Annotated in this window: 16 protein-coding genes; 13 read left to right on the plus strand and 3 right to left on the minus strand. The window is 42.3% G+C overall.

Annotated elements, in window-relative coordinates:
- Positions 1-31: 31 nt before the first annotated feature.
- From AACM45_RS00105 to AACM45_RS00155, 11 genes are all read left to right on the plus strand, one after another.
- Positions 32-4,936: a hypothetical protein gene (locus AACM45_RS00105; RefSeq protein WP_339140010.1), complete on the plus strand. Its 4,905-nt coding sequence runs from the start codon at positions 32-34 to the stop codon at positions 4,934-4,936.
- A complete protein-coding gene (locus AACM45_RS00110) occupies positions 4,929-7,064 on the plus strand; it encodes a fibronectin type III domain-containing protein (protein WP_339140012.1) in 2,136 nt (711 codons plus the stop codon). The genes AACM45_RS00105 and AACM45_RS00110 overlap by 8 nt, the downstream gene beginning before the upstream one ends.
- 3 nt (positions 7,065-7,067) lie before the next feature.
- Positions 7,068-12,653: a T9SS type A sorting domain-containing protein gene (locus tag AACM45_RS00115; protein WP_339140013.1), complete on the plus strand. Its 5,586-nt coding sequence runs from the start codon at positions 7,068-7,070 to the stop codon at positions 12,651-12,653.
- Between the two features lie 412 nt (positions 12,654-13,065).
- Positions 13,066-13,809, plus strand: coding sequence for an SDR family oxidoreductase (locus AACM45_RS00120; protein ID WP_339140014.1), 744 nt, complete (start codon positions 13,066-13,068; stop codon positions 13,807-13,809).
- A 2-nt stretch (positions 13,810-13,811) separates the two neighbouring features.
- Positions 13,812-14,051 carry a Rho termination factor N-terminal domain-containing protein gene (locus AACM45_RS00125; RefSeq protein WP_339140015.1) on the plus strand — a complete coding sequence of 80 codons (240 nt, stop codon included), beginning with the start codon at positions 13,812-13,814 and terminating at the stop codon, positions 14,049-14,051.
- Positions 14,052-14,394: 343 nt separating this feature from the next.
- Positions 14,395-15,429, plus strand: coding sequence for a helix-turn-helix domain-containing protein (locus AACM45_RS00130; RefSeq protein WP_339140017.1), 1,035 nt, complete (start codon positions 14,395-14,397; stop codon positions 15,427-15,429).
- 283 nt (positions 15,430-15,712) lie between these two features.
- Positions 15,713-16,531 carry a LytTR family DNA-binding domain-containing protein gene (locus AACM45_RS00135; RefSeq protein WP_339140018.1) on the plus strand — a complete coding sequence of 273 codons (819 nt, stop codon included), beginning with the start codon at positions 15,713-15,715 and terminating at the stop codon, positions 16,529-16,531.
- A gap of 95 nt (positions 16,532-16,626) precedes the next feature.
- Complete coding sequence (locus tag AACM45_RS00140) at positions 16,627-17,472, plus strand: cupin domain-containing protein (RefSeq protein WP_339140019.1); 846 nt, start codon at positions 16,627-16,629, stop codon at positions 17,470-17,472.
- 52 nt (positions 17,473-17,524) lie between these two features.
- Positions 17,525-18,910, plus strand: a complete 1,386-nt coding sequence (locus tag AACM45_RS00145) for a hypothetical protein (RefSeq protein WP_339140020.1) — start codon at positions 17,525-17,527, stop codon at positions 18,908-18,910.
- A gap of 138 nt (positions 18,911-19,048) precedes the next feature.
- Positions 19,049-20,461 carry a M16 family metallopeptidase gene (locus tag AACM45_RS00150; RefSeq protein ID WP_339140022.1) on the plus strand — a complete coding sequence of 471 codons (1,413 nt, stop codon included), beginning with the start codon at positions 19,049-19,051 and terminating at the stop codon, positions 20,459-20,461.
- Between the two features lie 128 nt (positions 20,462-20,589).
- Entirely contained in the window at positions 20,590-21,993 is a 1,404-nt protein-coding gene (locus AACM45_RS00155; protein ID WP_339140024.1) for a metallophosphoesterase, read from the plus strand.
- Positions 21,994-21,995: 2 nt separating this feature from the next.
- On the opposite strand, the gene AACM45_RS00160 is transcribed toward AACM45_RS00155, so the two are convergent.
- Both AACM45_RS00160 and AACM45_RS00165 read right to left on the minus strand, forming a co-directional pair.
- A complete protein-coding gene (locus AACM45_RS00160; protein ID WP_339140025.1) occupies positions 21,996-23,444 on the minus strand; it encodes a CotH kinase family protein in 1,449 nt (482 codons plus the stop codon).
- 405 nt (positions 23,445-23,849) lie between these two features.
- Positions 23,850-24,371, minus strand: coding sequence for a hypothetical protein (locus AACM45_RS00165; RefSeq protein WP_339141171.1), 522 nt, complete (start codon positions 24,369-24,371; stop codon positions 23,850-23,852).
- Between the two features lie 227 nt (positions 24,372-24,598).
- Here AACM45_RS00165 and AACM45_RS00170 point away from each other — a divergent pair, with 227 nt between their 5' ends.
- Both AACM45_RS00170 and AACM45_RS00175 read left to right on the plus strand, forming a co-directional pair.
- Positions 24,599-24,775, plus strand: coding sequence for a hypothetical protein (locus AACM45_RS00170; RefSeq protein WP_339140026.1), 177 nt, complete (start codon positions 24,599-24,601; stop codon positions 24,773-24,775).
- Positions 24,776-24,820: 45 nt separating this feature from the next.
- Positions 24,821-25,138, plus strand: a complete 318-nt coding sequence (locus AACM45_RS00175) for an HPF/RaiA family ribosome-associated protein (RefSeq protein ID WP_339140027.1) — start codon at positions 24,821-24,823, stop codon at positions 25,136-25,138.
- 153 nt (positions 25,139-25,291) lie between these two features.
- On the opposite strand, the gene AACM45_RS00180 is transcribed toward AACM45_RS00175, so the two are convergent.
- Positions 25,292-26,323 (minus strand): DNA topoisomerase IB, encoded by a 1,032-nt coding sequence (locus AACM45_RS00180; RefSeq protein ID WP_339140028.1) that lies wholly within the window; start codon positions 26,321-26,323, stop codon positions 25,292-25,294.
- Positions 26,324-26,413 lie beyond the last annotated feature (90 nt).

Here is a 26,413-nt window from a genome sequence, read left to right on the forward strand (position 1 = left end):
AGTAATGCTACTTTAAATAAATCCACCCAAAATGAAACCCACCAGACAACATACCATTATCACGCTACTGCTTTTTTTAACGCAGTGGTTGGCTATGGCAGCTCCCTATTCGGGAGTTGAAGACCCCATTAAGGAAAAGGATAGTGTGGTTGCCAAAGGGAAAGGGTTGAAAAATACCTTGTATCGGCAGATCCAACAACTGGCAAATTCCACAGGGCCTACCGCTTTGGGGTTAAAAAAGTATACTACCGTTTCCAATAAGAAATTCAGGTCCTTTCCGGCCCTCGATGCCGAACTCGCCCAAACCAAGGATTTTCATTTTAACTATGCACAAGATCAAGAACCAGAATTCAATGAGGCCTACATAGAACAGAACTTTCAACAGGCACAGGCCGATACGTTGATTGCCCGGGCCGACCAACTGATTCAAAAACTAGAGGAATTTGGGAATTTCGTGGACGTACTTACAGGAAATGATCTTCTACAATTGCCGGTTGGCCTTCGAAAACGCGATCCCTCTTCGGGCAATGAAATCGTTATTGCCGTTAGTAGCGTTCGCTTCCATTCAGAGTATGCAGAGCTCAAGCTATGGGCCAAAATGGATATCCCGCAGAGCAATCGGTCCCTGTTTTTCGGGGCGGAAGGGGTAAAGTTTTCCAGGCAGGGGGCACTTGTGGGTGATGCCAAACTGGTATTGCTTGGTGATTTCCCGATTCCCTTTAATGGCGATAATTGGTTGTTGACCCTAAAAGGAGGTGTCAACTTAAAAACCGGGAACTTTACCAGTAAAAGTTACCTCTCCATAGATTGTAACGGGCTTAAGGAGATTAGCCTTGATGGTAATCTAAAAGTATCTAGAAGTGTGCTCTTGCCCCTAAATGAAGATGGCGGTTACATGTGCGGCCCCTCAAAAGAACCCTTTGCGACTGATGAAAAAGGTAAAAAAATAGCCCAGAATACCTGTTATGTAGAAACCGAATTCACAGTGCAGACTTCAGGGTGGAACGATGTGCTTATCGATGTTACCCTACCCAATTTTGAAATGGTGGGGCTTAAAAATTGGGCCTTTAATGTTCAGAATGCGGTGTTGGACCTTAGTGATACCCGTAATTCTGAAAATGTGGTTTTCCCCACGGCTTATAACCAATTATTGCCTGCCGATAATCGAACCTTATGGCGTGGCATCTATGCCAAGGAAATTGATATCCTTCTTCCAGAATCCTTTAAAAAGATTACCGGAAGTACGGAGCGGGTACGCTTTAATGGGCAAAATTTGATTATAGATAGTTTTGGCCTCTCGGGGGCATTTTCGGCTACCAATCTTTTAAAACGAGGGGAAGGCGCGGTTGGCAAATGGGGCTTTACCATAGATTCCCTCGGAATTACATTGGTAACCAATAACATCAAGGGCGGTGCACTTGCTGGGGATATTCGGGTGCCTATTATGAAACAACCCTTAGGGTATGAAGGCTACATCGCTGAAAACGAATACGGCCTCAAAGTGGCTTTAGGGGATACGCTAAGGTATGATACCCCTGTTTTTTTGGGTAAAATGGAACTCTTGCCCAACTCCAGTGTGGCTATAAAATCCATAGATGGTGAATTTTATCCTTCGGCAAACCTCTCTGGTAGCTTAAGTGTAGGTGGAGGTTTAAACCAAAATGCCGCCAATACCAAAACAAACGATAGCATTCCCGTTCGTGCTGATGGGTTCAATTTTAGGGGCATCACTTTTCAAGAACTGGAATTACAGACCGAACCTGACAAGCCCCTGATCAAAGCAAAACACTTTGGTTTTGATGGGGAATTCCAATTGCTGTTCTTACCGGTGACCATTTCAGAAGTACAAATGGTAACCCCAAGCAATAACCAGGTGGGCCTCAAGTTCGATATGGCCTTGCATCTAGATGATTTAGGCAAGGGCGCCACTACATCCTTGAATATTCTCGGGAAACTTGAGGATGGGAAAAAATTACACAGTTGGGAATTTGATAAGGTGGCTATTGATAAAATAGGTGTTGATTTTGAACGCGGGGGCGTCCATGTCAAAGGAGAATTGGAAATCAAGAACAACGACCCCGAATTTGGAGATGGTTTTGGCGGTGACCTTAGCGCCAATATCAAGAAGTTGAACCTTGAGGTTGGGGGCAAAGGATTTTTTGGGTCCAAACCCATCAATGAGGGCGAAGAAGCGGTCTTTAGGTATTGGTTCGTAGACGCTTGGCAGAATAAAACCGACGGTGGGGATGGAAAGTTTCTTATCGATGCTTTTATGGGCGGACTTTCAAACCACATGCGCCGTACCGATAAAAATAGCGTATGGACCCCAACCGGATCAACGTACGTGCCAGATTATGAAATAGGACTCGGGGTACGTGCCGGGGTAAGTATTGGGGTACAACGTAAAACCACCTTTCGCGGAAAAGCGGTGTTGGAGATGGTATATAACAATAATGGAGGGCTCAATCGAATCGGTTTTTCGGGGGAAGGCGCCTTTATGACCGCCCAAGACCAACAAGACTACGGTGAAGAAGAACTTAAAAAATTACAGGAAGCCATAGATACCTGGGCAAAAGAGAATCCGCTACTGTATCAAATAGCGTTGCGTAATGGTGATTTTCTGGGTACCGCCAAGGATTACATTCCGTTGCGGGAAGTTGCTTCCTCTGGAAAAATAGGGGTGTATTTAGGTATTGAGAAGGACTTTACCACGAGTACCTTCCATGGAACTTTTGAACTCTACCTTTCCACCCAAGGCCTTAGGGGTGCTGGGCCTAACAACAAAGCAGGTTTTGCCACGCTACATACGAGCCCTGATGAATGGTACCTTCATGTAGGTTCCCCAACAGATCGCTTGGGTCTCGTTTTTGGATTGAGCGATAGTGTGGAACTGGAGGTCGGCGGCTATTTTATGACGGGGAATATGTTGCCCACCCAACTGGCACCACACCCAAGAATACTACAGATATTAGGTGACGATATCTTAAATGATAACAGACGGGCCAATGAATTGACTAGGGGTAGTGGATTTGCTTTCGGCCTAAGTTTTGCCTACCGGCAGTCGTTCCAATACCTCATTTTTTATGCTACATTGGAAATCGGAGCCGGATTTGACGTCATGCACCGTTATTATCCCGATGCCCGTTGTAAAGGAAGATCGGGCCCCGTTGGAAATAATGGTTGGTATTCCTCAGGCAACGTATACGCTTGGCTCTATGGTGAATTCGGGGTTCGGGTAAAACTGTTGTTCCTAAAGAAGAAGATAAAGATCGCTGAGGCGGGTATTGCAGCCCTGTTGCACGGCCAATTTCCAAATCCCTCTTATTTTAAAGGTTATGTGGGCATGTACTTTAGCGTACTTGGTGGGTTGATCAAAGGACGGTTGCGCTTAAAAGTAAGCTTTGGGGATGAATGTGAGCTCGTGGATATCAATCCTTTTACCGAGGTTCCCATCATTTCAGACCTTACCCCAATAGACGGTTCAGATGAGGTAGATGTATTTACCGCACCGCAGGCAGTGTTCAATTATGCGGTAGGCCAAGCTTTCAGCATTGATACTGATGAAGGCCTACAGACCTTTAAAATCAACTTAAAGACATTTGAGCTCACCTCCAACGGCCAGACCATTTCTGGACAATTGGAATGGAACGATGCCAATGATGCCGTAACCTTTATTCCTGATGAAGTACTGCCGTCCAAACAAGAAGTGGTAGCCCTGGTAGAGGTAAGTTTTGAAGAAAATGTTGGTGGCACCTGGCGTGTGATCAATGATGGCGGTAAACCTGCGATTGAGAAAAGGGATACCCAATTTACCACAGACCTTGCACCAGATCACATACCATTGCACAACATTGCCTATATGTATCCGGTGGTGGACCAAGAAAACCTTTATCCCAAAGAATTTGATCGGGGCTACGTAAAATTGGAACGGGGGCAAGGGTATTTATTTAACGGCGGTTACACCATAAAAGCCCAGACCTTGGAAAATGGCACGGCAACCCGCACCAATCTGGTATATGATGGAACCAACAAAATAGTGACCTATGATTTGCCTGATATGGGCCTATCCAACGAAATCCAAGTGGATATTATGGCTTTTCCACCGAGTGAAAATGGGCCTGCTGAGGTAGTGGTGGTCGAAGAGACCACCTCATTTGATGAAGAGCCTGGGGATACCAGTTGGTACGATCCCGTTTCGGGCAATACGACTACCGAATCATCTTCGGCAAACGTGGTGGTGGCCAATAAAAAGGCTGCCAATGTTACCGTGGCCAATGCCGAGCCCAAATCGCTGTTGCATTTTGCTTTCGGGACCAGTAAACATGAAACCTTTAAAAGTAAAATGCGTTCGATCTCCATTACGGATAACATCACGGACATCATCGCGGCAGATATCCATAGTATCCACCTCAAAGTTGCCCAATATGAAAACTTTGATGTGCCAGAAGTATTGGGTACCACCTATACGGCAGATAAACCAATGGTGTACGGTGAAGCGATTCTCAGTGACAATTACTACAAAAGGCAGATATATCCATTAAATTATAAAAACTATCCGCTAGACGGAAACATTACCGTGAACCGCGATGAAAACATCCTGGGCGTTCCACCGGTAAGAGGGTTGGATGTGCCCAACTGGTACAGCTTTTATTTAAGGGAAAACCCTACATCACCTTATGTAACCCAACGCTATCCACTCATGTACAATTTACCGTTCTACTACAAGGCGGATTTTTTACATCTTCAATATACCATGGTAAACAGATATGTAAATGCTGGTTCGCAACAGGCTACTTTATATGAGAAATACGGATATCTGATAGAAGGTATATTCCCTGCACTGCCCTTGGGAACGTACAAGACCTATTTGATTTATCGCACACCGGGGAACGTACATTCATCACGGTTCGAAATAAAATTCAGGAATGATGAGTAAGGAAAGAGCGTACCATAGAACAAGATTCGCCTCGAGGGATAGTTACTTTGTAAAGACGTTCTTCAAGAAGCTTATACTTTTGGTGCTGGTGAGCATGGCATACCAAGGTATTTGGGCCCAAGGGCAAGATGCTTCCATACAGGTCTTGGCCCATGCCACCAAAGATAAAATCATGTTGCGTTGGGCTGCGGACCGACCCTTGGCATGGAAGAAAGGCAATGAGTCTGGCTATATTGTTGAGCGCTATACCGTTTCTAGAAATGGTGCTGCAGTCATTCCAGTCGAAAGCACTACCCTTACCAGTACCCCATTAGTACCACGACCTTTGGTAGAATGGGAAACCTTGGCTACTTCAGATGATAATGCCGCTGTAATTGCACAAGCCCTTTATGGTGATGATTTTGATGTCGATACCATGGGCAGTGTCGATAATATTTTTGCGGTAAACAAAGAATTGGAACAACGGTTCACCTTTGCCTTGATAGCTGCGGAACAGAACTATGAAGCAGCTAAATTAGCGGGATGGGCCTTTGAGGACAATACGGCAAAACCAGGGGAGAAGTATTTGTATAAAATAAAGGTCAACCTTTTAGAAAACACTTCTTATCCCATAAAAGAGGGAAGTATTTATGCCAGTTTGGATTTTTATGAAGAATTGCCCATACCTCTTGGTTTCGTAAGTATTTTTGCAGATGGCAATGCCCTGTTGAATTGGAATTTCAACTTGCTTCAAAAAACCTATTCCAGCTATATCTTAGAGAAGTCGACCGATGGAAATACTTTTCAAAAAGTAAACGGACAACCAATTTTCAATGCGCAGGATTCAAAAGATGGGGAACAGGTTTCCTTATTTTATTCCGATAGCATACCCAACAACAAAACGTTTTACTATCGCGTCAAGGGAATGACCCCTTTTGGGGAAGTTGGCCCTCCCTCTCAAGTAGAATCCGGTATGGGGCTGGCCTCTCTGGATTATACGCCCCATATTTTAAGAAAAACGATTACCGATGGGGATAACGTGGAAGTGGAATGGGAATTTCCTGAAGAGGGAAATACCGAGATCAATGGTTTTCAACTTCGAAGGGCAAACCGCCCCGAAGGCCCTTATAAGACCGTCAAGGAAAATATTGCCCCGTTGGCACGTAAAACGAGGTATACAGGTCTTGGACGGATCAATTACTTTACCGTAGTGGCAATGGGTAAAAACGGAACGGAGAAACCATCTTTCCCAACCATAGTGCAACCCTTGGATTCCTTGCCCCCGAGTCCCCCCAAAGAACTTTCAGGACAAATAGATACTACCGGGGTGGTACGACTTTCTTGGAAAAAGAACGAGGAGCTGGACTTAGCGGGTTATCGCATATTCCGGTCCAACAATCCCGCAGCAGAGTTCTCCCAAATAACGTTATCCGTAGTTAAGGCTAATGAGTATTTGGATACGGTACCTATGGCAAACCTAAATAAAAAGGTATACTACAAACTCATCGCAGAAGATCAACGCTACAATACCTCCGATTTTTCAGAACCGCTGGTACTCGAAAAACCAGACCTTATCCCCCCTTCACCACCGGTAATCAAAAACTATGAGGCGAGTGAAAAGGGAACGGTTGTGAATTGGGTCAATAGCTCAAGCGATGACGTGATTGCCCATGTGCTATACAGGAAGAATTTGGCATTTGAAGAAGAAGGATGGGAGCAATTGGTCCGCATCGAAATTGAAGACCCAACCACCTACGTGGATACCGACGTTTCCCCGGGCAGACCATATGCATATACCCTCGTGGCTTTGGATGCCACGGGATTGGAGAGTAAACCCACGGCACAAATTGTGGTGAACACGCCTAAAAGGCTCTATGCCGAACTCGTTTCAAAATTCAATGGGGTGGTCGATCGTGAGACACGGCGGATTCGTCTGTCTTGGAAAACGGATGAAGAAAATGTCTCCGAATTTTTATTGTACCGTGCAGAAGAGGGAACTTCCTTGGCCCTGTACAAAACCATCGCGGGTAACAAACGTTCTTTTGTAGATACCGATCTCGTGGTCAGTACCAAGTATAGGTACGCACTGCAATTGGTAAAAAAAGATGGGACACAATCACGATTAAAGATAATTAAGATAATGTATTAAGCTATGAAAAAGTTCTACATTACACTAACTGGTTTATTGTCTCTTTTCTTGTTTAGTTGGAAATCCAACGCTCAATATACCTACCTTGCGGAGTGGGCTATTCAACAGCAGGCGGTTTCTTATGTAAACCAAGGCTATCAATTTATTGTTTACGCCGTTGAAGATACGACCCAAGAATCCGGTGCTTTTCTATTTAGTGGCAGTGGTGATACCAATACCCCCCAGAGCTTTGTTGGAAAACGGGTAATAACCTCTTCCGTTCCTTTAACCCAAGTTGCACTGCGATTTCAGGCCTTGCCCATTAACGGTCCTGCCAGTTTTACGTATTCCAACATGGGTTGTAATGTTCCCTTTGTTCTCTATGGATCTACGGCCAACGTAAGTTACTTTCGGGTGTATGAAGTAGATTCCTTTACCAATGCAAATAGTTATGATGCCACAAATAGCACTCTCTCCGAATGTGAAACAGAATCCCTCACGGTGTATACCCCAGGATGTTCAGAGGCAGTGGCATATGGAGTCGAGTATCAGGTTGGAGGGAGCACTATCTGGAACACCCTTTTGCCCTATGCAGAACGGCCAGAGACCTTTTCCTTTGAACAAAGCGATTTTAGTGGATTAAATACAGGTGAGAACCTAAGGCTAAGGATTTTGTATAATCCTGGCGCTACACCCGAGTATTCTGAAGTTTTGACCTATGTTTACTTGCCATGTCCTCCCGTATTGAACGGTACAACACCAAGCAATATTTCTTGCTTTGACAGCAGTGATGGGAGCGCCAAGTTATTTTATGACAGGCCCTTGGCCAACGGTGAACAATTCCGGGCAACGCTTAGTGGCCTGACCCCGGAGGGATTTACCATTCCTGAGGCGAATGTTATTGTAGACAATTTTGCCGTTGACAATAGTTATACTTGGCAAAATTTGGTTCCTGGGAATTATTCAATTACCTACCAAACATTTATTTTAAATGGTCCTGGAAGTGCCGATGATCAACCCACAAGCACAGGGGAAACGGGTACCTTTACCATCAATAGGCCAAGCGAGGTTACCGTGGCAATTTCAAGTACTGACCAGCCCAATTGCCCAGGGGACACTGGTAGCGTTACCTTGAGCGCAATCGGGGGACAGGATCTGGAATCGGGTACGTACCAATATTCGAACAATGGTGGAGCTTGGCAGAATTCCCCGGTGTTCAACAATCTTCCGCAAGGGAGCAGCAATGTTTTTAGAAGCCGATTGGTGCTAGGCGGCGGTGTGAGCTGTATCAGCCCAAGCAATGCCACCGTCAATATCAACCAAATAACCAATGGGGTTACCATTACCTCGGGTGCGGTAAATAGGGAACCTGGTTTTCCTGGGGCCGCCGACGGGGAGATTCGCATAAATATCACAGGAGGGGCACCGGATTTCAACTATCAGGTAACCGGTCCGGTAACCCGTAATTTATCGACAACGGCAAGCTCTGGCGTGCTAACGGGACTTCCCTCAGGTACGTATTCGTTATCGGTAACCGATGCGAATGGATGTACCGCTACCTTTTCGGGTACGGTTACCTTGACCAATGTACCACTACCTACCATAACATCAATGCAAGTAACCCAACCAATAAGTTGTTTTGGTGCTTCTGATGCAGAAGTCACGGTGACCATATCTGGGGGTAACGCTCCATATAACTACCAATGGCTACGTGATGGTGTGCTTCTAGAGACAAATTCGACTAATGGCACATTCATACGCGGTGGACTTAGTGAAGGTTCGTATACTATCAATGTATCTTCATCCGTGGCACCGGTAACCAATCCTTCGGCCCGGACATCCCAGTCGGTTACGGTAACCGAACCTGCGCAATTGGTGATAGCCAATGCAAGTGCCAATGATATCAGTTGTTTTGGCGGTAATGATGGTTCCATTTCAGTAATGGTAAATGGGGGTACGGCACCCTATCGCTATCGTATATCCAATACGGGTAATTTTACTTCGGCTACGGGGAGTACATTTGATATTCCAGTGGGTATGACGGGAGACTACCCCCTTTTTATCCGCGATGCCAACGATTGTCAAGTGGTATTTGGAAGCGTATTGACCATTTCAGAACCCACTGATCCCATTCAGGTTACTGAGGTATTGGCTTCCCATGTGGACAATACGCAAAATGGTGGGTTTGCCGGTGTTTTGGAAATTTCAGTAATAAATAACGTGGGAATCGCTACTACGGAATGGACGAGAAACGGAACTGCCTTTGTACCCCCGGCAGGTTCTACCCAGACCCGTTTGATTGACCTACCCGCAGGAAACTATAACCTGATTTTAACCGATACCAATGGTTGTACCGGCAGCTTGGCCAATCCCATAGAAATTTTGGAACCCGGTCCATTGGCCATCACGGACCTTTCTGGGACCGATATTTCCTGTTTTGGGGAAGCCACGGGAAGTATACAGGTCACGGTCACTGGTACACCACCTTTCAATTTTGTCTGGGAAAAACAAGGGGAGCCCGGGTTTACCGCTCCCAATACCAATACTATTTCTGGGTTGACCGCCGGTACTTATACCCTAAGGTTAACCGATGCAAGCACGGCTCCCGAAGTTACTTCAAGCGTTACGTTGATGGAACCAACGGCTTTGCTTGATGCTACGGCTACCCCCACCGAAGTGTCTTGTAATGGTGGTGGTGATGGCGTTATCGTTGTTTCCGCCAATGGGGGAACCCCTCCTTATTCCTATGCCTTGGATGGAGGTGCCTTCCAAACATTAAATTCCTTTTCATCCCTCTTACCTAGGGATTATACGATAACCGTAAGGGATGCCAACGCCTGTGAGTTCGATACTACGGCTTCCGTAACCGAACCCGATGCCATTAGCGTTGTTTTGGACGGTCTTACCAATGTTTCGGTCAATGGCGGTACGGATGGTGCAATCGCCATTTCCATTCAAGGCGGCACGGCCCCTTATGATATCAGTTGGTCCGGCCCGGGGGCTTTTTCCCAAGTAACCGAAGATATTTCAGGTTTGGCAGCGGGTACCTATACGTTACAGATTCGTGATGCTCGACACACCACGGATGCCAGTGGCTGTTTTTATTTGGAAAACTTTACCGTTATCGAACCAGGGCCACTGTCCATATTGGCCGTTGATGTTGTTGATGTTACCTGTAAAGGAGAGGCCACGGGGGCAATCACCCTCACGGCAACGGGCACCGACCCGATAAACTTTGAATGGGAGTTTAATGGTACAATTATCCCCGGGGAAACAACGAACTCCCTACAAAATGTTGTGGCAGGTATTTATACCGTTACTATTGATGATGCCACCGCTACACCCCCCATTACCCAAAATATCACGGTTGGGGAACCCTTGGAGGCGCTCACGGCTACAGGTATTGCCACACAGGTGTCCTGCTTTGGGGGTGCCGACGGGTCTATACAGGTCAACGCCCAAGGTGGTGTGCCGCCTTATAGTTATGCTTTGGATAATGGGGCGGTACAATCTTCGAATACCTTTAATGACCTTGGCGAAGGTTTTTACGGTATTACCGTTTGGGATGCCAATAATTGTGAGTATCAGTTTACAAATGACATCTTCGTAAATGAACCGGCCGAATTGATATTGATTGTAGATCAACAGACCAATCTTACCGCAGAAGGATCTGATGACGGGGCGATATCGGTAACTGTTGCTGGCGGTACTTCGCCCTATACCTATGAATGGTTTTCAGATAATGGTTTTAGTGCAACCAATGAAGATGTTACCGATTTACCGGCCGGCAATTATACGTTGATCGTACGGGATGCCAATCATACCAATGATTCCGATGGATGTACCTTGATCGAAGATTTTGTCATCACGGAACCAGGACAATTGATCGTTTCTGCACAGACCACGGTGTTTTTAGAGTGTTTTGGTGACGATTTCGGTGAAATTGTTGTTGATGTACAGGGTGGTGTTCAACCCTATGCTTATGAGTGGTTTCAAATCAGTGGTGGAAGTAATACCCCATTAAATGAGTTTGATGATATTCTGGGGGATTTGGAAGCTGGGGAATACTTCGTAAGGGTTACGGATGCCAATGGAGTAACCATTGATTCCAATTCAGTGCTATTGGAAGAACCTCCTTTGCTCACCGTGCAAGTTGTAAATACCACTGATGTGCTCTGTACAGGAGAGGCTACGGGGTCAATTGCTATTGCGGTTCAAGGGGGAACACCACCCTATAGGTACTTTTGGAGTAATGGTGAAACGACCCAAAACCTACAGAACATAGCTGCCGGTGAGTATACCATTGAAGTGGCCGACAGCAATGGATGTTTCGTTGAGATCAATACTACGGTTCAAGAACCTTCAAATGCCTTACGATTCGAGAATGTTACCATTACCAATGTTTCAGAATATGAAGGTGCCGATGGGGCTATCGATGTGGATATTCTGGGAGGTATCGGGCCGTATACCATAGAATGGGTTCGACTAGCGGACAATAGTTCTTTAGGTGGACAAACAAACCTATCCAACCTTATCGCGGGCGACTACCAATTGAACGTTACGGATGACAATGGATGTACCCTTGCGAATACTTTTACGGTGACGCAACCTGATGTAATCGAAGCTACCGTCATACAGCCTACTTGTTTCGGAAGTTCGGATGGTAGTATTGCATTGGAAGTAAATTTCGGAAATGGCAATTTCTCTTATTCATGGAGCAACGGTGCAACGACAAGCACGATTTCCAACTTGGGAGCAGGCGACTATACGGTTACCGTCACAGGATTTGACAATGGTCCAGAGATGCGTACCTATACCCTCGTTGACCCGGTTCCCTTAGAAGTCGACTTGGGTGAAGACCGGGTTCTTTGCGATGGCCAGGTCTTAACCTTGGATGCTACCGTAGAAGGTACCGATATCACCTATGAATGGTCTTCCAATACCGGTTTTTCAAGTAACGCCCCAATAGTTGATTTAAACCAAAGCGGTACCTATAGTCTAACTATAAGCAATCAAAATGGGTGCACAGCTACGGGAACTATCACTATCGAGGTCATAGAAGATGAAATCAGTGCGGAATTCGCTATGTCTAGCCAAGCATTTGTCGATGAACCTGTGATTGCCGTTGACATTAGTTTTCCAATACCCGATACCTTGCAATGGATATTGCCTGATGGTGCTACCGTCTTAAAGCAAGATAATGATGAGCTTGAAGTGGTGTTTGCCGAGGCCGGGGAATATGAAATAGGAATTTTGACCACGAGAGGGCAGTGTTTGGCAACCCAAACGAAGAAAGTACTTATTGTAGAGCGAGACGGTACGGTTACGGGTACTACTACAGATAAAAACACCAAGAATTTAGAGGATTTCCTTATATATCCCAACCCGACCAATGGTAGGTTCACCGCGGATATAGAGCTTTCAGAACGGGCAAATATAAGTGTCAAGATATTTAGTTTTGCCAACAATACATTGATTACATCCGCAAAAGAACGCGGTGAGAGCTCATATCGTATTGCCTTTGACATTTCTGCCATGCCCTCAGGGGTCTATGCGGTGTTATTGGAAACGCCTTTTGGAAATAGATTGCAAAAAGTTATTATAAGATAAAAGGGAATCAATAGTGCCTGCAACAAGGGATTGGTACAAAACAAATACAGTAGAACCAATGTTCCAGCAACACGAAAACCATAGTCTAAATATATTCCCGAATGACCTAAGCGGGAAGATGCTTGATTCGATATGCAAAATGATATATCCTTATTACAGGACAAATTTTAAGTCGAACTCACGTTAAGTTGCAATTTAAATGATTCCGAAATGGTCTGTACCATTTTTACTTTTACCTGAACGATTTATTACCTACAATCCCCAAAAATTGCGCTTACAAGGTTGGTGTATGTAACCGAAGTGATTCCCAAATTCTTTTTTCGAGGTTCCCTATAATGAAATACGTTAAGTTTTTCAGGAATACGGTCAATCCATTGCTACAGGAAGCAAGAACTTTGAAAAAAACACAGATATGAAATTAAAAGATAAAGTTATTGTAATTACTGGGGCTTCCAGTGGTATAGGAAGGGCAACCGCTAAACTACTTTCCAATGAAGGTGCCAAAGTGGTCCTTACGGCACGGCGTGAGGAAAAGTTGCAAGAATTGGAAAAAGAGATTACTACTAAGGGCGGAAAAGCAATGTCCATTATTGGTGATGTCACGAATAAAGAAGATTTTGAAAAGATCACGAAAATGACCTTAGAAGCCTGGGGTACTATCGACGGTCTCGTTAATAATGCGGGACTCATGCCACTTTCGCTCATCAAAAACCTGCACACAGAAGAGTGGAATCAAATGATCGATGTGAATATCAAAGGTGTTCTCAACGGGGTGGCTGCCGTCTTACCCACTATGCTTGAAAATAAAAGTGGGCACATCATAAATATTGCCTCAAGTGCTGGAAGAAAAATATATCCCGGAGGTGCAGTGTATTGTGCCACGAAGGCAGCAGTCAGAATGTTTTCAGAGGGCTTACGTCAAGAACTTTCCCCCACCTATGGCATTAACGTTACGTCCATTGAGCCAGGATTTGTTTCGACCGAATTGATGGATACCATCAGCGACGACGAGATTAAAGAGCAGCTATCTGAGATGGGTCAAATGACACCGTTGGAAGCCAAAGATATTGCCGAATCGATTTTATATGCAATGTCACAACCCAAACGCGCCAATATCAATGATGTATATATTATGCCAACGGAACAAAAACAATAGTTATGGGAAGACCGAGTATAAAAAACGAAGACCAGTATGAAGCTTTACGTGACAAGGGGTACAGTCAAGAAAAGGCAGCCCGTATCGCTAATTCCGAGAATTCAGGAAAGAGGGGAGGTCGCTCGAAGGCTTATGAAAAACGCACAAAAGAGGCATTGTATGAGCAAGCGAAAAAAATAGGTATCGATGGCCGTTCAAAAATGAACAAAGAAGAACTTATCGAGGCCCTGAGAAACGATTGATTCTTAATGCTTTTATCCAAACGGCATCGTACTCAATCTTGATTTCATCAACATCAGTTGAGACGGTTTACAAATCAAGGAACTTTGAATTTAATTAGTCTTTTGGGTTACTATTTGATGCAAATGCGCAAAAAGTATTTTAGGGTAACTATACTTTTACCTCGTACTGTTTGAAGGCTCACTTTCAACATGTACTCAGCAGAAGGCCCAATTTTATGATTGGGCCTTCATACTTCAAAAGTAATACTATTGTTTTTTTTGTATTTTAGTGATGCTGAGTACATGCTATCGAACTAATTTTATCTTAGGTTACTATGTTGTTCGACGATTATAGGGAAGGGGTATGAAAAAAAAGCTTTCTGTCAAGGATACGGATGCACATGCCGTGGTCAAATCCATGGCTTCTGCACTTGGCATAGATTATTTAGACCATAAATATGAGTGCATCGTCGATCTCCCTAAAGAATTCGGGCAAGGTAGTGTAAAGTCTTATGATTTTAAGGATGGTTTTGGTGTAGTCCATACGAATTATAAATTAACGAAAGACTTCCATTTCGAGTTGGCGAAAGGAATGGTTCATCCGTTGAAGTTGATATTCAACGTTGGGAATGTATATCACCATAAACTTGAAAATTTTGAAAAGTATACCGAGATAAATTTCTCGGAGGTTTTGGTCGTTGCCAGTACGCCGGGCAACAACCATCATTTCATCATACCTTCCCAGGCGGATTCCGATTTATTTTCCATTGAAGTCAACCGAAAACTTTTCGAAAGTCGTATTATTGATTTCACCGAGGAAATGGATGCCGAAATGGCAATTCTATTTAGGGATTTAAACGGGGTAATACCCTTTACATATAAAGGTTCTTTCAGTTATGATATCGGTGTGATGATCGAAGAGTTTAAGAACTGTGGCTTAAAAGGGATGAACAGATATATCTATTTAGAGGCCAAGGCCTATGAGATTTTTTCAAGTTTTCTAGAGCAATACTTAGACGATTTTAAGAAACCGGATAAACGAAGCATCTTTAGACAGAATCAAACCCGCTTCATCAAGCAAGCCGCAGTGTTTATCAAACAAAACATGGAAAACCTACCATCAGTACAGGGTCTTGCCCAAAAATTTGGTTTGAGTGTCAATATTCTACAAGGTGGCTTTAGGTCGATTTATGGCATGTCTGTCAACGAATACATACAGAACGAGCGTCTTCTGCGTATTAAGGAACTTCTTGAGCAATCTGAGCATTCCATATCAGAGATAACCTATCTGGTCGGATTGAACTCTAAAAGCTATTTATCCAAGATTTTCTTGGAACGTTATTCGATGACTCCTACCGAATTTCGAAGTAGGATGAAACGAAATGAGGGAACCAACTAAAACTATTTTCAATAACGATTACATGGAATTTATTGTTAAGATCAGATTGGAATAACCTGGTCAGGCAGGTATGGATTTCATAAATTGAAGAACGTTTTGAATTTTTCTTTCGACTAGAGGTAAGTAATCAAATTACTACGGAAATGGATTAAACGGAATTCCAATACTTTAAAGTTTAACAAACAGCTATATTTCTTAGTTTTGAGGGAAATTGACCTGGTGGTTTTCCTATTATCGTAAGGAGCCATTAAACCATTGAAGGTCATGTGTTTCTTCAAATGTTATGAATTTTTTACGCACCCCATTTCCAAGGCCAAAAAGAAATCGTAAAAGTGTGCTACTACTATTGTTGATTGGCTTAGCCTGTAGTCTATTCATCTTAATATTCAAACCTTTCAAAATTGAAAACCAAACGGGTGAATGGTATATATACCTCATCATATTTAGTTTTGGGATTATTTTTTCAGGTGTCATTTTTTTTATGGAGTTTGTAATTCCGGCTATATTTCCAAAGGCATTTAAAAGCTGGAATCTAGGTAAGGCACTTTTATGGTACCCGCTGATACTCGTTGTAGTATCCGCTACGATTTTTTTTTACAAGGTTTTTCTTGCCGATTTTCAAAGTTTCACGATTAAAGAGTACTTTTTGATTCTAGGTAGGGTTCTGGGGATCGGTATTACCGTTACATTTTTTATACTAGGTGCCGTAAGCTTTTTCAATCGTAAAAAACTCAATTTGCTATCATCTCAAGAAAGCTACCTAATCAAAACTTCAAGCTTCAAACCCTTTCGACTGAATATCAGTGAAGTGATGTATATCGTAAGTGATGACAATTATGTCGATGTACATATGGAGGTCAAGGGGATTCGGGAGAAAAAAGTGATAAGATCGAGTTTGAAGAACATAGAATCCCAAATCGTAAATCCGATCTCACCAATATATCGATGTCATAGAAAATATTTGATAAACACCCAATACTTCAAAGTAAAGGAAATAAATAGCCGCAGTATGATAATTTCACTACGGAAATATCATGATGAGATACCGGTTTCAAAAAAATATGCTGAGCATATCAATACCATTCTGCACGTTCACCCCTAAAATTTACTTTTTCCCCACAAAGCATCGTTTTTCTCAAGGTCGTAAGGTCCTTTTGGATTCATTTGTACAATCAAAAATTCAAAATGATACATCAGATGAAAACGATCAAAACTTTTAGTATAATCCTATTTTATGGTTTCTTCACAACTAGCAGCTCAGCAAATGAAATCTGTTCCACGGAATTCAATCCTGAGGTAAAAAAGAATTCGCAGGAAAAACTTAAAGAAGAGGTTCATGAGATCATTACCTCTTATGTCAATGATTATAAAAATGATAGGCATGCAAGCAAAAAGCGCATTATTGGAATAGAAGTTCCAGAAGCTGATGTAGCTTGGACGGTCACCGTAACGGGACAACGATTACATTCAAAAAATTGGGAAGTTAATTTGAATGAAGGACTACCTAAAATACCAACTTATGTATATCGCATTGAGTTGAAAACCTTAAGGGCTATTTACGATGGTAAGATCAATGCACTTACCGCCCAAGGTAAGGCCTTTGGTAGCGATTATACACCGATGAGCGTTCGAGAGATCAACGCCTTTAGACCTTCCATTGATGATGACCATCATCTAAACGCTTTTTCCTTTCATTTTTGGACAAAAGGTTTTCCAGAAATCATTCCGTTTCATGAAGGTGCTACCCGTAAAGTGCATGGATCGAACGCTACGGTTTTTTATTATGAAAAAGGTTTGCGAACCGCTTGGTATAGCGTTGCCCCGGGTGATAAAGTGCGCCATGACCCCAGGGAACAGGCAAATCCATTCCCTATGATGTGTGTTATAATCAATGGAACCATTCAAGGGGAAGTGGATGGTGAGCATATTACGGTCTCTGCCGGAAATACCATCTTTATCCCAGCGCAAGTGACCCACAAATGGTGGAATGAGTCAGATAAACCTGCAGAAGCGATCCTTATAATGTTCGGTGAGGGAGCTTAGCATCTGTTCTAAGGTTTTTTCAATATCAAATAGAAATCTTTATCCTTTTACAATGAACAAATGGCTAAAAAGATTTATGGTGACCGCTTTTGGGGCGGTTTTACTGTTAATGCTGGTCTTCGCTATTTTTTACCATCGCTTTGTTATTGAAGCTCCTCAAAGGGAATATCCCCGACCCACGAGTTTGAAAGAAGCACAACGTCAAGATTTAGAATATTTGGCCCTGTTCATAGACAAGGATAGAAGCTTTGATACCCAAGAAAAAAGGACCTTGTTTTTTACCCAAATAGATACTGTGAAATCGCGGTTACCATTAGACAACCACAAGTTCGTTATGTCTGTTGCTAAAATTATGGCCCAAGCCGATAACACGCACACCAATATTGCCCCACGCGAATTGGCCAAGCACCTTAATGCCATACCCATACGATGTTATTGGTTCGATGGCGATTTACGGGTAGTATTGGCCCAATCGCCGTATCAAAGATTACTCGGTGTAAGAATCACAAAAATAAATGAAAGGACACCTTCAGATCTGTTGCGATTATTAAAACCGTGGTATGGAGGTAATCATAACCGTTTGCGTTTTTTCAGCCCACTATATTTTATGTCACCTGAAATTTTGGATGCCATAGGGTGCGGTTATACTGAAAATGCCATTACGTTGGTTTATGAGGATCATTTGGGGATGGAAAAGCATATTGTAGTGGAAGCTAGTACTGAACATCAAAACAGTGTGGGGTATTGGCCTCCCCACTGGCTCAATGGAAATTTAATGAAATCAAAGAAGAACTGGCATCATCTTAATCCTGCTATTTCCTCGCCGATACCTTTTCAAAATACCAATTCAAATGTTTGGCATAAACCGATACGGAACGGCCTCTACGTTCAACTCAATGAAAATGTACATCGTGAAACCTGCAATATTGATGCGTACCTAGAAAAGGTGTTGCATGGGGTGAAAAATAAGCCACTCAAATTTGCAATTTTAGATTTGCGCTTCAACCCTGGGGGTGACTATTCTATTGCACGCTCGTTCATCAAGAAAATCAATGTGCGATTAAATGGTAATTCGTTTTACATTATCACTGGTAATGGTACTTTTTCAGCAGGTATCATGACGGCGGCCATTGCTAAAAACACGGCTAAAAGCAATGCGATTATAATTGGGGAACCCGTTGGGGATAACTTACGGTTCTGGGCCGACGGCGGAAGCACGATGGTATTACCGAATTCAAAGATTCCTTTAAGGATATGGACGGCTTATCACGATTGGCAAAACGGATGTAACGATTGGAGCAAGTGTTTTTGGATAACCATATTCGACGGTGTAGCGGTAGAACATTTAAACCTCGATAAAAGGGTTTCCCTACGATTTTCGGATTATATGCGAGGTGAGGATAGTGCCTTGAATACCATATTAAAAATGCAACAGTAAATGGAACGAAAAGGCTTTGTGGTATGATGAAAGGTCCATCGGCTATAGTGGATATGCGATATGAGCATCCCATTTTGTGGTACTTACCGTCATACCGTTTTGATGACCACGTAACCTTGTTCAGACCAAAATCATAATATGAAAATGAATATCTTAAGATTACTAGTGCTATTGACCCCTTGTTGTAGCTTCGCGCAAGACCTACCCATAAAAACCAGTAAAACCATTAATGCCGAATTTAATCGTAAAACGGTTTCACACATAAAGACTAGCGACGTTGATGCTCAAATTGATTCGCTATGCTTAAAATATGAGTATTACGCATTGAAAAATGGATTGGAGGTGATTTTACAGCCAGATAGTACCTTCAACCACGTCTCGGTAGAATTTTGGATTCGTACCGGAACGGCCATTGATAATCCGTATGAATATGGCTTGCAACATTTTTTTGAGCATGTAATGCCCTACGGTAAAATGGATTCCATCGATAAGCATGTATTTCTTAATTCGTATTTAAAAGGGAGTAATGCCCAAGTTAAGAAAGACTTCAGTAGATTTTATTTAAAAGTATTACCTGAAGGGATAAAACCCGCACTTCAAAGGGCTGCCGGAAGATTGCTTGCAGGCGCAAATGCCATTACGGCAAATCGTGTCGAATTCGAAAGAAAAAAAGTGCTATTTGAAATACAGCGGAATGCGAAAAATCCCCATTGGAGTGCCGAAGGGAGTTTGGCAATAAGTGAAGGTACTTTCGGCAAAGGGCATCCTTACGCAGCGAACGGTTATGGCAAACTTGAAAATAATAGAACATTTTCCGTGAACGATTTTAAACGGCGTTATGAAGAAATCATCTTTTCAGAAAATATCATTCTTTTTGTCGTTGGCAATTTTGATATGTCTAGGGTTAAAAAATTGGTCCATCAATACTTTAGTAGGGTTGCATCGAAAAAGAGACCGGTAAATGAGGTTTCAAAACCTATCGTACCATCAAAACAAAGTATCTCAATGAAGACCCCACACCAAAACGATTCCTTAAATACGATGGTTTTTTCTTGGGCTATACCGAATTATGAATTGAAAGACGATGCGGTTCTCAAACTTGTGGCGTCACATTTGAACAATAGGTATAGACTTAAAAAGTACATTCCCTTTGCAGTAGCCAATAGTAGGGCATATGCCGATATGTATAAAACCGCCGGACAGTTTCAGGTAAGAATCCAATTTCCCAATGCCTGTGATAGTACCCATGTAGAGAAATTCTTTTTGAGGGGTATTAAGGGGCTTACAGAAAAGGATCTGACGACAAATGAGTTGGGGTTGGCTAAGAAAAGTGCGATTACGGATATAAGGGGGATGCAAGAAAACTTAGGTTTTCAGTGGAGTAGAACAGAACTTCTGGGAACAAGTTTGGTATATGGCGATGATCCCAATGCCTATTTTGAAAGGCTCCGAATACAACAAGGCTTGACGTCAAAACAAGTGCGGAAGGTTTTAAGTAAATGGATGGTATCCAAGCCGTTTCGAATCTTGTTTTCACCAACGATAGAATGAGTATTAAAGACACAAACTATGGCAACGACTAATTTGAACAAAACCAATATCCTGACTCAAGCATGGATAGTAACTTGCCAGATTGATCATAGGTCAAACAATACATCGTAGGGCTCATTGGGCATAGAATGGTTATTTTATATGTTAAGGGCCAAGCCAGAAGGATACCCAAGAATACCATTGGCAAAAAAACGGAAGTAAACTACCTCGGGGCAAGCCCGCGAGGCGTTCTTAGGAAACAAACGTTTAATTTCGAGGCAAGCCTCAGAGTACTATACCCTTTGGCGGTGCCAATAAAAGAAGATTGCTTAAATTACGGGTTCTATAACCCCTTGTCTACATTACCGATGCTTAGGTTCAAACTACCGATATTCATTACCGTTCTGATTTTAGGTCAGTACCTATATTCTCAAGACATGGGTACTTCGCAAGGGAAGAAATCAAATAGCCCTACCAAAAGGGATTCCAAAATTTCCACAGTACGACAAAAAAAAGAAATCGGTTATGATGGCCAAGATGGTCCATATATCTTCAACGATACCCTTTACCGTGTAAACGCTGCAAATCGTTTTCTAAAAGAGCCTTATACCAATCAAGATTCATTATCAGTGCATGTGTTCAATAAAGCGTGTGATACATTCCGTGTCGGTTTGAAGTCACGGCATCGGGTTTTTGAAAGCACTTTTCCACAGCCTGAAAAAATGGTGGTCATCTCTGATATTGAAGGTAACTATAATGGATTTGCTAGCTTTTTGATGGCACACAAGGTGATTGATGAACGGCATAACTGGATTTTTGGAAACGGTCATTTGGTGCTTTTAGGGGATTTTGTAGATCGAGGAAAGAACGTTACGCAGGTATTATGGTTGATTTACAAGTTAGAACGGCAAGCATATCTGGAAAAGGGGCATGTACATTTTATTTTAGGAAATCATGAGATTCTGAATTTTAATGGAAACCATACCTACAATAACGGAAAATATATAAAGGTTGCTCAAGAGATAAGTGGGAAGGAAGACAAAATCGAGGCAGTGAAGTTCTTGTATTCCAACCAGGTTGAATTGGGAAAATGGCTTTCCACTAAAAACGTCATTGAAAAAATAGGACCTTACCTTTTTGTTCATGGAGGGCTAAGTCCTGAAATTTTGGATTATGGCCTATCACTTGAGGGAATCAATGCCATCATGCGTGCAGGGTATTATAAAAATAACGATGAATACGATAAAATCGATGAATTTCTATTTGGAAGTAAAGGTCCCTTGTGGTATAGGGGCCTTGTCAGAAGCACGAAAAGGTATGACAAAATAGGGGCTTTAGAGCTTTCAGACGTTCTTTCCTATTACGACGCGACCAAAATTGTAGTAGGTCACACCTTTGTAAAAAAGATATCAACCGGATACGGAGGTAAAGTGATCATGACAGACGTTCCGCACGGAAACTTCAAATATTCAGGGAAAACCAAAGGGTTGCTCATAGTAAAAGAAATCGAATATGTAATCGATGATTTGGGTAACAGAATGATTCTCGAATAAAATCAGAGGTCATTAAAGTAGCCGTCAAGAAATAGCAATCGCTTTGTGACCCAAGATTCCAAATATTGATAATCTTCATCCAATTTTCTCTGGTTTGGCCAAATCCCGTGTTCGCGCTCATAAATTTTGTCCTCCTTCAGTTTTGAGAACAAATGTTCTATTTGGCCAAAAAGGGTAGCATCACCGAGCTCTTTTTTTCGTAAAGTTTGCCATCTTAATCTAAGATTGTTGCGATATCCATTGGGGTTGAGTCGTAACAAGCGATCAAATAGGCCATTACTTAAAATATCGTCCGTGGTTGCGATTCGTTTTCCATCTTGAATGATTCCCATAACGCCATCCAAATCCCATGGTACGAAAAAATAAGGTTCCGCTACATCGTAACGTGCCAAATAATAGTTCTTACCTAGATTATCAGTGGCCCTCAATACATTAACGAAGATGAAATAGTCAATGACATTGGTCATGTTGAGCCGTTTACCAATATTTGCCGTGAATTCTGCATCTGAAGCGTTTACCACCATGTTGACAAGGTCGGCAATGTCTTCCCAATGCGATTTATAGTCTATAACGGGAAATTCCATTCTAAAACCACCCCAGTGGGGAAATAGATTATTGTATTCCGGCGCTTTTTCAAATGCGGGAGCACCTTCATACGATTCCGCCTTAAAAAGTTCTCCCTTTATGAGGTTATCTTCATTTTTGACCAAATCCAGTTGCTTTCGGTCCACGGACTCTGATAGGGTAAATAACCCTAAATAGCGTTTATTTTTAAAAACCTCAACATATTCTTGGGTAAAACCACTTTTTGCTTCTGGGGCCAACGCCCTATAATGGGGTTTGTGTATGGCATTCCATAATTCTGAAGCGATATATGAGCGAATCCGTAGCGGTTCGTTATATAGCCCGTCTAAGATCCAATCGTCGTCATTCCGCATGGTCATGAACTGGATGTCCCTAGGGTTTTTAGCGATACTATCCGTCCAAAACTCCAAATCGAATGTTTTCTTCGGATAGGTCAAAGAGAGGTTTCCCCGAAACTCGATACCAACAGCGCTTTGTACTGATTTGTTCGAACTGTAGTAGTCAATAGTGCCCAATACTTTTGAATCTTTGTTCAAGGCAGTATCCACATCGATAATGATTAGGGGCAGTCTGGTGATGTACAAGGCAAAGGTGTCTCGCCTTCTTTTTATCGTGTAAGACCGGGAATAGGAGAACGATTTAATCTTATCGAGTATCTTATACGAAGTACCGAACCTGATTTTTTTGATGCGTTTCGGTAATGTTGCCTTTGAGTCCGAAGCATTGTGGTGCCAAACAATAATCTTGTTTTTGTCATCGATGCCAAAACTACCCGCATCTGCGGTGATTTCTTGAGCGGCAAGGCCAAACCGAAAAAAACTAAAAATGACACTAAAAATAAGATATAAACGGAATGTTTGGTGCATTTTCAGCATGATTTGTTGGCTAAATTAGTGAATTAGGGCCTATATGGTTGAGGTACCAATAGGAAATCGAGATACCAAGCCATCTTGTATTTTATGGTTCCTCAGCTGTTTTCAGTGGATTTTATTGGCGCCGCCAAAGGGTATAATACTCAGAGGCTTGCCTCGAAATTAAATGTTTGTTTCCTACGAATGCCTCGCGGGCTTGCCCCGAGGTAGTTTACTTTGGTATCAACAGCATGGGAATTGTTTTTCGCGATTGCCCTAGGAGGGGACCCTCCAATCATAAAATATTTCGGATTAACGGATAACCAGTTAACTTTTTGACTTGACCCCTAAGGCAGAATTCAAACCATCTAAATGTCCCCTATGCTATCAAAATGATAAGGGGCACTTATTGCTTTTATTCTACTCTTCATCTATGGTAAGAGGATGGTCTTTTTGGCCCAATCCCACGATTTTTATGATATTCACTACAGTATTGTATAACATCAAAACCACGACGATTAACGATGCACTCAGAATGCTTGATAAACCGAGGGATATATAATAAATACTACTATACCAATTGCTCGGCACATTCTCAGACTCGGTTATCGGTAAATTGAATAAGAGAAAACCCATAACCGCGCCTATGAAAACCGCAGTGTCCACTTTTGCGATAACAAGCACATGTTGGTAATGGTCTTTTTTTAGTTTACTGTTCGTGCCACTACTTAAACTTAATAGCGTCAATAACAGGGCAAGAATCGTTGCTGATGCCAGTGCAATGGTATTGCATAGGGTGTTGAGGCCGGCTATTGAATTTTTAATCAAAACCTTGGCCTCGTATCCGCTAAGGCTACCCAAAATCAAAGATCCTGAAGTGATTATCAATAATGACAGTACTCCGCCCAACAAAGCCCTTTTCGTATAAACACTTAGTTTCATTTCTATACAGATGAATATTCGGTCAAAGGTATACACTAGGGGACCACTTGTTTGACTCATTTAGGTTATCGTTGAATTCAAATCAATACTGGAACAGGTTGGCATAATCCCAAAAACCACCTTTTCGTATTAGGGTCAATCATAATCGCAAAGTAGTCAACCTTCTTTTGATATTAATGGTTACTTGCAAACATCGAAATAATGGTAACATCAAAACAATTTGTAAAATGATAGCGGAAGATAAGAGTAGCGAACAACACCGAGGTAATGAGGAATCGGGCAATAAAAACGGAAACACTTTTGAAATCAATGAAAGTAGTGCGAAAGAAGGGGAAAGCCCGAATGCAGATCGAAATGAAAATGGTGATTCCTTCGAAATTAATGAAAGTAATGCCAACGATTAACGTATTGTCTCAGTAAAAAAATCAAGAAATAAAAAATAGCTGCCTATGAAAGATTTTCAAATAATTTTCAATTATGTAGATATTGCCAAATCAGTAGCATTGGACGAATACATTACCGATGAATTAAAAAAGCTAAGTAATAAATATACTTTTATACATCGGGCCGATGTTTTTCTTAGAAGGGATAACCGAACTGATGGAGAAAATTGTATTTGTGAGATTAGATTAAGTGCCCCCGGGCCACGATTGTATGCCGAATCGAACGACAGTGATTTTAAATCTGCTACTAAGAAAACCATAAGTGACCTTACCGATCAGTTACAGAAACGTAAAAGGGACTTCACCTCGGGAATAGCGTCATGAAAAAAGTCTTAAAAGTAGCCTTGTTGGTAACAAGGGGCAGAAAGGCAAAACTACTATTATTGGGTGTACATGCCGCTTATACCGGGTATAGATTACTTCGCAAAAAAAAGACTTACAAGAAGACATGAAGTTGAATGGAAAGATTCAATAGGGTTAGTACGAATCTTCGAGAAGTGCCAATAACCCTTTTTCAGAGGCTGTACGGCCGTATTCGTTATCAGTTTCTTCATCGACTATTTTGAAATAGTTGATGATCTGGCCATCAGCATAGGCTTTTTCTATCGCGGGGTGTACATAGTATTTTCGACATACGTTTCTGGTATTGCCAAGTTCTTTTGAGGCACAATCGTAAGCCTTCAATATATTTTGTTGTTGCCGCCGTTCATCTTGGGTAATACCCAAATCATAAAGCGTATCGAAAAAAATCAATGATGCCGCCCAAGTCCTAAAATCCTTCGCACTGAAGCGTGAACCGAAAATAGTGTGGATATAGTCATTTACCATAGTACTATCCACGGTTTTCTTTGTTCCTGACGGGCCGTAGTACTTAAAAAGTTCCCACCCAGGAATTTCCTCACACTCACTGACCAATTTGACCAATTTTTTATTGTTCAGGGTCACTTTATGGGCCTTGCCCTTTTTTCCGGTAAATTCAAAACGCAATTTGTCCTTGAATACATTCACATGCTTTTTACGAAGGGTAGAAAGGCCATAGGTCTTATTCCGCTTTGCGTATTGTATGTTTCCTATCCTTATATGTGTTTCTTCCATAAGCCTGACAATTAAGGCAACTACCTTTTTTTTAGGCCAACCATCCTCGTTTAGATCCTCATCGACCTGTTTTCTGACTCTGGGCAACTGTCGGCCAAAGGATACCATCTTATTGAATTTTGTTTGATTCCTGATTTTCGACCATTTATCGTGGTAACGGTATTGTTTTCTGGATCTCGCGTCACGACCAGTGGCCTGAAGGTGTCCATTGGGCAGATCTGTGATCATCACCTCCTTCCACGCTGGCGGAATGACCAGTGCCTCGATTCTTTTCAGGTGGCTTTTTTCATTTAGTTCAACACCATGCAATAGGTATCGAAATTTATCTTTTTCACCCTTACGTGTAATAGGCAAATGAAGGTCATTCACGTATACCAAGTTGAATTGTTCGATAATATCCTGAGTATCCTCCATCAAGCTTTTTTAATCGCGGCCTTTGTAATTTTGAACGTAATCCGCACTTATTTTTAGATGCTAGACAAGTTAGGGCATTCCACAGTATTA

This window comes from Croceitalea sp. MTPC5 (assembly GCF_036985505.1).
Lineage (GTDB): Bacteria > Bacteroidota > Bacteroidia > Flavobacteriales > Flavobacteriaceae > Croceitalea.